This is a genomic window from Dethiosulfatibacter sp. (assembly GCF_983023055.1).
On record NZ_CEZJXU010000071.1, the window covers coordinates 1 to 7,715 of the forward strand.

General features: G+C 37.7%; 9 protein-coding genes. All 9 read right to left on the reverse strand.

Annotation, left to right across the window (positions count from 1 at the left end; genetic code table 11):
* Positions 1-919: radical SAM protein (locus AC3AX0_RS04060; RefSeq protein WP_487549027.1), on the reverse strand; the 919-nt coding region annotated here is incomplete at its 3' end.
* 119 nt (positions 920-1,038) lie between these two features.
* A complete protein-coding gene (gene scfA / locus AC3AX0_RS04065) occupies positions 1,039-1,176 on the reverse strand; it encodes a six-cysteine ranthipeptide SCIFF (protein WP_487549028.1) in 138 nt (45 codons plus the stop codon).
* Between the two features lie 100 nt (positions 1,177-1,276).
* A complete protein-coding gene (gene yajC, locus AC3AX0_RS04070) occupies positions 1,277-1,663 on the reverse strand; it encodes a preprotein translocase subunit YajC (RefSeq protein ID WP_487549029.1) in 387 nt (128 codons plus the stop codon).
* A 19-nt stretch (positions 1,664-1,682) separates the two neighbouring features.
* The gene (gene tgt / locus AC3AX0_RS04075; protein ID WP_487549030.1) at positions 1,683-2,801 is read right to left on the reverse strand and encodes a tRNA guanosine(34) transglycosylase Tgt; all 1,119 of its coding nucleotides are present in this window, start codon (positions 2,799-2,801) and stop codon (positions 1,683-1,685) included.
* Between the two features lie 27 nt (positions 2,802-2,828).
* Positions 2,829-3,848 carry a tRNA preQ1(34) S-adenosylmethionine ribosyltransferase-isomerase QueA gene (queA, locus tag AC3AX0_RS04080; protein ID WP_487549035.1) on the reverse strand — a complete coding sequence of 340 codons (1,020 nt, stop codon included), beginning with the start codon at positions 3,846-3,848 and terminating at the stop codon, positions 2,829-2,831.
* Positions 3,849-3,859: 11 nt separating this feature from the next.
* Positions 3,860-5,452: a SpoIID/LytB domain-containing protein gene (locus AC3AX0_RS04085; RefSeq protein ID WP_487549031.1), complete on the reverse strand. Its 1,593-nt coding sequence runs from the start codon at positions 5,450-5,452 to the stop codon at positions 3,860-3,862.
* A 1-nt stretch (position 5,453) separates the two neighbouring features.
* A complete protein-coding gene (gene ruvB / locus AC3AX0_RS04090) occupies positions 5,454-6,491 on the reverse strand; it encodes a Holliday junction branch migration DNA helicase RuvB (protein ID WP_487549032.1) in 1,038 nt (345 codons plus the stop codon).
* 8 nt (positions 6,492-6,499) lie between these two features.
* On the reverse strand, positions 6,500-7,087 hold the full coding sequence (gene ruvA, locus AC3AX0_RS04095) for a Holliday junction branch migration protein RuvA (RefSeq protein WP_487549033.1): 588 nt from the start codon (positions 7,085-7,087) through the stop codon (positions 6,500-6,502).
* 155 nt (positions 7,088-7,242) lie between these two features.
* Positions 7,243-7,715 (reverse strand): crossover junction endodeoxyribonuclease RuvC (gene ruvC, locus AC3AX0_RS04100; protein ID WP_487549034.1); only part of this gene is annotated, 473 nt, incomplete at its 5' end.

Consider the following 7,715-nt stretch of genomic DNA (forward strand, 5'->3'; position numbering starts at 1 on the left):
CCTTGTAAAGGTGATAGAGCTTTTCATACTCTTTCTTCACCATTTCAAGGTCAGATTCCTTGATTTCATATTCGCTTCCAGGCTCAGTAACAACAGGTTCCATGGAAAGAATCTCAAAGCGAAGATCTCTCATATGCTTGACATCATTTGAAAAATCAAGGTTTTTACCAGTAAAGGTTCCTCTAATGAAATATGCTCTGTCTTCTCTTTTTTTGACAGCCCTCTTGAAGTTTGGAACAATCATGTCATAGCTTCCTGTCCCTGTAGGGGTCAATCTCACATTATCGTTGACTTCTTTTCTTCCATCAAGACTCATTACTAAATTGTCAAAATGCTCGTCTATAAAAGCAATCTTTTCATCATCAAGAAGAACTCCATTGGTTGTTATTGTAAACCTGAAGTTCTTGTTGTATTTCTTTTCTTCTTCTCTTCCATAGTGTACAAGCTGCTTGCAGACTTCGAAATTCATCAGTGGCTCACCACCGAAGAAGTCTACTTCAAGATTTCTTCTGTCACCGGAATTTTTTAGTATATAATCAAGTGCCTTTTTGCCGGTCTCAAAGGATATCATTGATTTTTGAACTTTATAGTCTCCCTGGGATGCAAAACAATAACCACAACTAAGGTTGCAGTCATGAGCTACATTGAGACACATCGCCTTAAGAACAGGCTTTATCTTAGGAGTAATATTAAGATCCTCCGTATAAATCATCTTTTTGTCTGCTAGCTCCTGAAGCTCTTCACAGGCTTCATCTATATCTTTTTTTGAATATTTTTTTAAAAGTTCATCAATTTTGTTTCTTTTTTTATAATGACCTGTTTCCAGTATGTCATAAACCATATTATCTATTTCATGGATCAATCCGCTGTTGACATCTACAACAAATCTCTTATTGTCCAATTCGAACAAATGAATCATAATTGCCTCCGTAAATTATCTTTCTTATTTCCCGACGTTCAAGTGAGTGATAATTCCCAGAAACCGGAATTATCTTGAACGTCTTGTAAATAAAACAGTAGTGGAAATCCACTACTGTTTTATTTCTCGCATTTTTGATTTCCTACAGTACATGAAGTTTTGCATGCTGACTGGCATGAAGTTTGACACTCACCACAACCTTTATGTTCCAAGTTGCTTGATAAGTTCTTTGTGTTAAGATTCTTTATATGCTTCATATTTTAAACCTCCTACTCATTAATTGCTATAATATTATAGCACATGAAGTTTGAAAAACAAAGAGTTTTAATAAATAAAAAAGAGCCCTAAGGCTCTAGATTATTCTTCAGTCTTTTCCACAGTTTCAACTACTTTTTCAGCTTCAACAGCTTCTACAACTGCATCTTCTACTACTTCAACAGGTTCTTTGATTTCCTCAACCACTTCTTTTTCTTTTGAAGGGTTTATAACACTGTGAATTGCCCATTTTTGCATTTTAAGTCTTTGTTTTGCATGGTCTAGCTCTACTACAATTACCTCATCATTCACCTTTACAACCTTGCCTTGGATACCACCTATAGTGATAACTTCATCACCCTTCTTTAAAGAAGACCTCATATCCTTAACTTGTTTATCTCTTTTTCTTTGTGGTCTGATAAGCATGAAATAGAAAATCGCAAACATTGCTACCATGAAAATTATACTTGTTGCTCCACCTTGTGCCATTGTAACCTCCTGTTAGTTATTATTTTATATAACCGTATTTTTTGTAGAAATCTTTCTTAAATTCAAGAAATTTTTCTTCCTTAATAGATATTCTAATGTTTTTCATCAAATTAATCAAGAAGAAAAGATTATGAATTGTTGCTAACCTTGCTCCAAGTATTTCATTTTCCTTGAAAAGATGGCGTAAATAGGCTCTCGAATAATTTTTGCAGCAGTAACATTGACACTCATCATCTATAGGTCCAAAGTCATTTCTGTGGACTGCATTCTTAATAGTAACCTTTCCCTTGCTGGTTAGAAATGATCCGTTTCTTGCCATTCTGGTAGGCATTACACAGTCAGCCATGTCTATACCTCTCTCCACTGCTTCAAAAATATAGTCAGGACTGCCTATTCCCATAAGATATCTTGGCTTGTTTCTAGGCATTTCATGTACCATATAGTCAAGAACCTCATTCATAATCTCAGCTGGCTCTCCTACACTTAAACCTCCCAGTGCATATCCTGGAAGGTCAAGGTCCACCAGCTGTTTAAGACTCTCAAGTCTTAGATCTTTAAACATGCTTCCCTGAACGATTCCAAAAAGTGCCTGCTTTTCAGTATTCTTATGGGCATCCTTGCATCTTTTTGCCCATCTTGTTGTTCTTTCCATTGACTGCTTTGCATATTCATATGTTGCAGGGTAAGGAGTACACTCATCAAAAGCCATCATAATGTCTGAACCGAGACAAGTTTGTATTTCAACAGCCTTTTCCGGTGAAATAAAATGCTCGGAACCATCGATATGGGACTTGAAAACAACTCCCTCTTCGGTGATTTTTCTCAATTTACCAAGACTGAATACCTGGAATCCTCCACTGTCAGTCAATATTGGCCTGTCCCAGTTCATAAACTTGTGCAGGCCACCGGCTTCTTTTACAAGATTGTGTCCCGGTCTTAAATAAAGATGGTATGTGTTGCTTAGAATAATTTGTGCTTCCAGATCCTTCAGTTCGTCAGGCGTCATTGCTTTAACAGTACCCTTTGTTCCTACGGGCATAAATATAGGTGTTTCTATAACTCCGTGAGGTGTATGTATTTCACCTAGCCTCGCATTGCATTCCTTTGATTCGTATAATAGTTTGTATTCCAGTGCCATTGTTCCTCCTGATTTAGTGGTACGTTTTTAGTAGATAAACATTGCATCGCCGAAGCTGAAAAACCTGTAGTCCTTGTCAACAGCTTCTTTGTATGCCTTAAGTATGTATTCTCTGTCGGAAAAGGCGCTTACCAGCATGAGCAGCGTTGATTCCGGCAGGTGAAAATTTGTTATGAGTGCATCTACAGCCTTGAATTCATAACCTGGATAGATGAAGATTTCTGTCCAACCGCTGTCCATGTCAAGTTTTCCAAGCTTTTTGCATATGGACTCAAGTGTTCTTGTAGATGTTGTCCCTACAGAAATTACTTTTCCACCTTTTTTCCTTGCGGATTTGATTATATCGGCATTGTATTCGTTGAGCTCATAATACTCTGAATGCATTATATGCTCATTGATATCGTCCACTTTCACAGGTCTAAAAGTGCCAAGTCCTACATGAAGTGTCACATATGCAATAGTAACACCCTTTTCCTTGATTTTTTCCATTAGCTCTTCAGTGAAATGAAGTCCTGCTGTAGGTGCGGCTGCCGATCCGGTTACTTCGGCATAGACAGTCTGATACCTTTCCTGATCTTCCAATTTTTCTTTAATGTATGGCGGTAGAGGCATTTCTCCAAGCTCTTCTATTATGCTTTCAAATACTCCCTCATACTTGAACTCTAAAAGCTTTACACCGTCTTCAAGGTCTTCAATTACTTCTCCTTGCAGTTTGTCGCTGAAGTTGATTACAGTGCCGAGTTTTGCCCTTTTGCCTGGTTTTACCAGACATTCCCACCTGTCAAGAGTTTGTCTCTTTAAAAGAAGAATTTCGATAACGGCTCCTGTAGTCTTTGTTCCAAACATCCTTGCAGGGAGAACTCTTGAATTGTTCATTACAAGGCAGTCCCCTTCATTTAGGTATTCAAGTATATTGTAAAACTTTTTATGTTCAATTGTTTCTTTGTTTTTGTCAAGGATCATGAGCTTTGACTGCTCCCTGTTTACGATAGGTGTCTGTGCTATCTGACTCTCAGGCAGGTCAAAGGTAAAATCCGACGTTGTCAATTTATCATCTTTCATTTTATGTCAACTCCATAATAATAATGTTTTAATATTTCATTGCAGTCGAAACCTTCGTCAGCCATTGACTTGGCTCCATACTGGCTCATGCCAAGGCCATGTCCAAATCCTTTTCCTATAATTGTATAGTTGTCGGGACAAGATGGAATAAAAAGCTTTCCCTCTGAAGTAATTACCTTGTTGTTATCTTCAAAAGAGATATTTTCATGGACTTTTCCCCTTAGAACCGACAAACCTCCAAGGTTTTTTTCAACAGATCCTTCTGCAGTAAGTACCATGGACTTGTTGTTTCCTTCAAAGTCATACCAGGTACTTTTTAACTTGCTGTATCCAATAATCCTTCTGGCTTCTTCCTTTTCAAGAATGATTTCACCAACATCCGTAAGTATTGAAAGCTCAATTACTCTGTTGAATTCAGAAACTATACTTTCCATTATTGAATATATCTTCTCTACTCCATAGTCATTTTCATTTAGTATATCTATAAGGTCATCTTCTGTAAAGTCCATATCCCAATCCGTATAAGGAGATATATCGGAATAATGGTCCTCTACTCCTTTTATATAGGGCAGCGGATAGGCCCATACATTTTCAGAATTATCCGTAGATCCTCCAGAAGTCGAATGATAATATGCTTCAATCATGGTGTCATTGTAGTAGATCATTTCACCTTCAGTCTCCTCAATAGCCATGTTTGTAGACGATTTTTCACCCCATACACCATTGTATACCTGGCTGTTTTGATTGTCTGATACATTATATATTGAAGAAGAACTATTTCCCGTATTTGCAACCGCATAGGTCCTGGCAGCTATAGCCTGCACCTTTAATGCTTCCAAAGGCCATGATGCAGGCATCTCACTTGCCACTACACCCATTAGATAGTCTTCCAGTTCAACCGTATTTATTGACAGGAGCTTACACCCTTCTATAATATAGAACCCTACACAGCCCCTGTAGGGCTTGCTATCAATGTTTACATAATTTCCTTCATCACCGCTGCTGACTGTGAAATTTGAGTCGTTTGGTATGGCAACGAGAATATCTTCATTTTCATCATATAAATATATGATGACTTCATCGCGATTCAAAGACAAAACAAGGTTGTAATCATCTTCATATTCTTCCCTTGCTTTTTTTGCATCATCTTCAGAAGTAAACTGTCCTGACCAAAGTTGATACTCATTGCCTGTTGCATATATATAGCTGTCTATATCACAGCTCTCCTTCATTTCTTCCTTCAAAGACAATATTACATCATGGTTCTCAGTTTCAGAGTCCACAAAGTACAGTGACCAAGGACCAATATCTGTAGAATGGTCTTCTTTGCCGTAGTATCTGTAGTCTTCATGACTGCTGTAATATCCGTTGACCCTGGCAGTAATGTCACTGGTTTTCAGTGAAAAAAGCGCTTTGACTTCATCTCCTGAATAGTTCAGCACAAGGTCATCTTCTGATGATATTGAAAAATACTCATTTTCCTGTCTAGGTGACCTAATTCTTACCTTGATGTCATATGCATAAGATGTAGTTGAAAAAACCATTACAAGAATTACGGAAATTAATAAAATTTTCTTTAGTCTCTTCATTCTATTCCTCGCTGTCAAAAATGACTTGTTCACTGTCCCTTCTTGTCAGGTTGAAATATCTGTATGCCTTTTCAGTAGCTATCCTTCCCCTTGGAGTCCTGCTTAAGAATCCCTTCTGCATAAGATATGGCTCGCAAACATCTTCTATTGTTATGCTTTCCTCTCCAATGGATGCAGCTATGGTATCTATACCAACAGGACCTCCGTTATAGAAATCTATTATGGTCCTTAAAAGTTTCCTGTCTATATTGTCAAATCCCTGGGAATCTATTTCGAGCATATCAAGAGCCTTATATGAAATGTTTTCATCTATTATTCCATCTCCCTTTACAAGGGCATAGTCTCTTACTCTTTTTAAAATTCTGTTTGCAATTCTTGGTGTTCCCCTTGAACGTCTTGAAATTTCAAAAGCACCTTCTTCCCTCATTTCAATAGAAAGTATGTCGGCGGATCTTTTAACAATTTCAATAAGTTGCTCTTCAGAATAGTAGTCAAGCTTGCATACCACTCCAAACCGGTCTCTGAGAGGTGACGAAAGGGATCCCGCCCTAGTTGTCGCACCTATGAGTGTGAATTTTGGAAGGTCAAGCCTTATAGACCTTGCAGAGGGTCCCTTTCCAATAATTATATCCAGGGCATAGTCTTCCATTGCAGGATACAATACTTCCTCCACACTTCTGTTTAGTCTGTGAATTTCATCAATAAAAAGCACATCATTTTCATTAAGGTTTGTGAGTATTGCTGCCAGATCACCCGGTCTTTCAATGGCGGGACCTGAAGTAATCCTTATGTTTACATTCATCTCACTAGAAATAATTGTAGACAAAGTGGTTTTTCCAAGTCCAGGAGGACCATAGAGAAGGACATGGTCAAGTGGCTCTTCCCTAAGTTTTGCTGCTTCTATGAAGATGCTAAGCTTTTCCTTTATTTTTTCCTGACCTATATACTGGCTGAGCCTGTCAGGCCTAAGTGATTTTTCAACTTCCTCTTCGCCTTTGTTCAAGCTGGATGTAATTATTTCATTTTCTCTTTCTATCATAGTCTATCCTAGCTCCCTATTTTTTTAAGGGCTATTTTCAGCACCTCGTCTTCTGAAAGGTTTGTTCTGTCTATGGCATTAAGGGCTTTTTTAGCCTCGTTGCTGTTAAAGCCGAGAGATACAAGGGCTTCCATAAGGAATTCACTGTCTTGAGTAGGATATTCGATTCCAACATTAATTTCTGAACCCGAAAATTCGTCCTTTACCTTGTCCTTCAGTTCGATAATTATCTTTTCAGCTGTTTTTTTTCCTATTCCCGATGCCTTTGAAATAAACTTGTAATCCCCATTGAAAATGGAGTACTTCAAAGTATTTGCATCAGCCAGGGACAGTATGGAAAGTCCAGCTTTAGGACCTACCCCGCTGATTTTAATTAAATTTCTAAACAACTCCAGCTCTTGCACCGTTGCAAATCCATATATGCTGATTATATCCTCTCTTACATAGAGATAGGTATATACAGTACCTTCTTCATTGAGCTTGCTGTTTCTTACTGTATTCATGGAAGTATTTATGCTGTAGCCTATTCCATTGTTTTCTATTACCATATGGTTTTCTGATGATGCTTTTATTATTCCTTTTATATAGCTGTACATTAGGCCTCCTAGTATTTATATCATGACTTTAGTTGAGTTAATTCATGTGTTATTTGAAATACAAACGGTTCAATTGTATTTCAAATATTACGTGAATTAGTACGAAACTTGTTATGAGATAAAACTACATTAATTTTATTCACATATCACAACATCTATAGCTTGAATGAATCCTGGAATCTAAGTGAATGAGCATGGTTTATCGCAATTGCAAGGGCATCTGCAGCATCATCAGGCTTTGGTATGCTTTTAAGATTAAGCATTACCTTGGTCATTTCCTGCACCTGCTTTTTCTGAGCTCTTCCATATCCTACAATACCTTGTTTCACCTGGAGGGGAGTATATTCGAAAATAGGTATATCCTTGTTTACAGCAGCAAGGATATGTACTCCTCTTGCCTGTGCAACTGCAATTACAGTCTTGACATTCTTGTTGAAGAAAAGCTCTTCTATTGCAACAGCATCAGGCTTGTGCATTTCAAACAACTCCATATATGAATCGTAAAGTATCTGAAGCCTTGTTGCCATTGGCATATCACTTTTTGTAGTAACTACGCCGTAATCCAGCACAGTAAATTTGTTTCCTGTATAGTCGAGTATTCCAAATCCGGAAATTGCATAACCCGGGT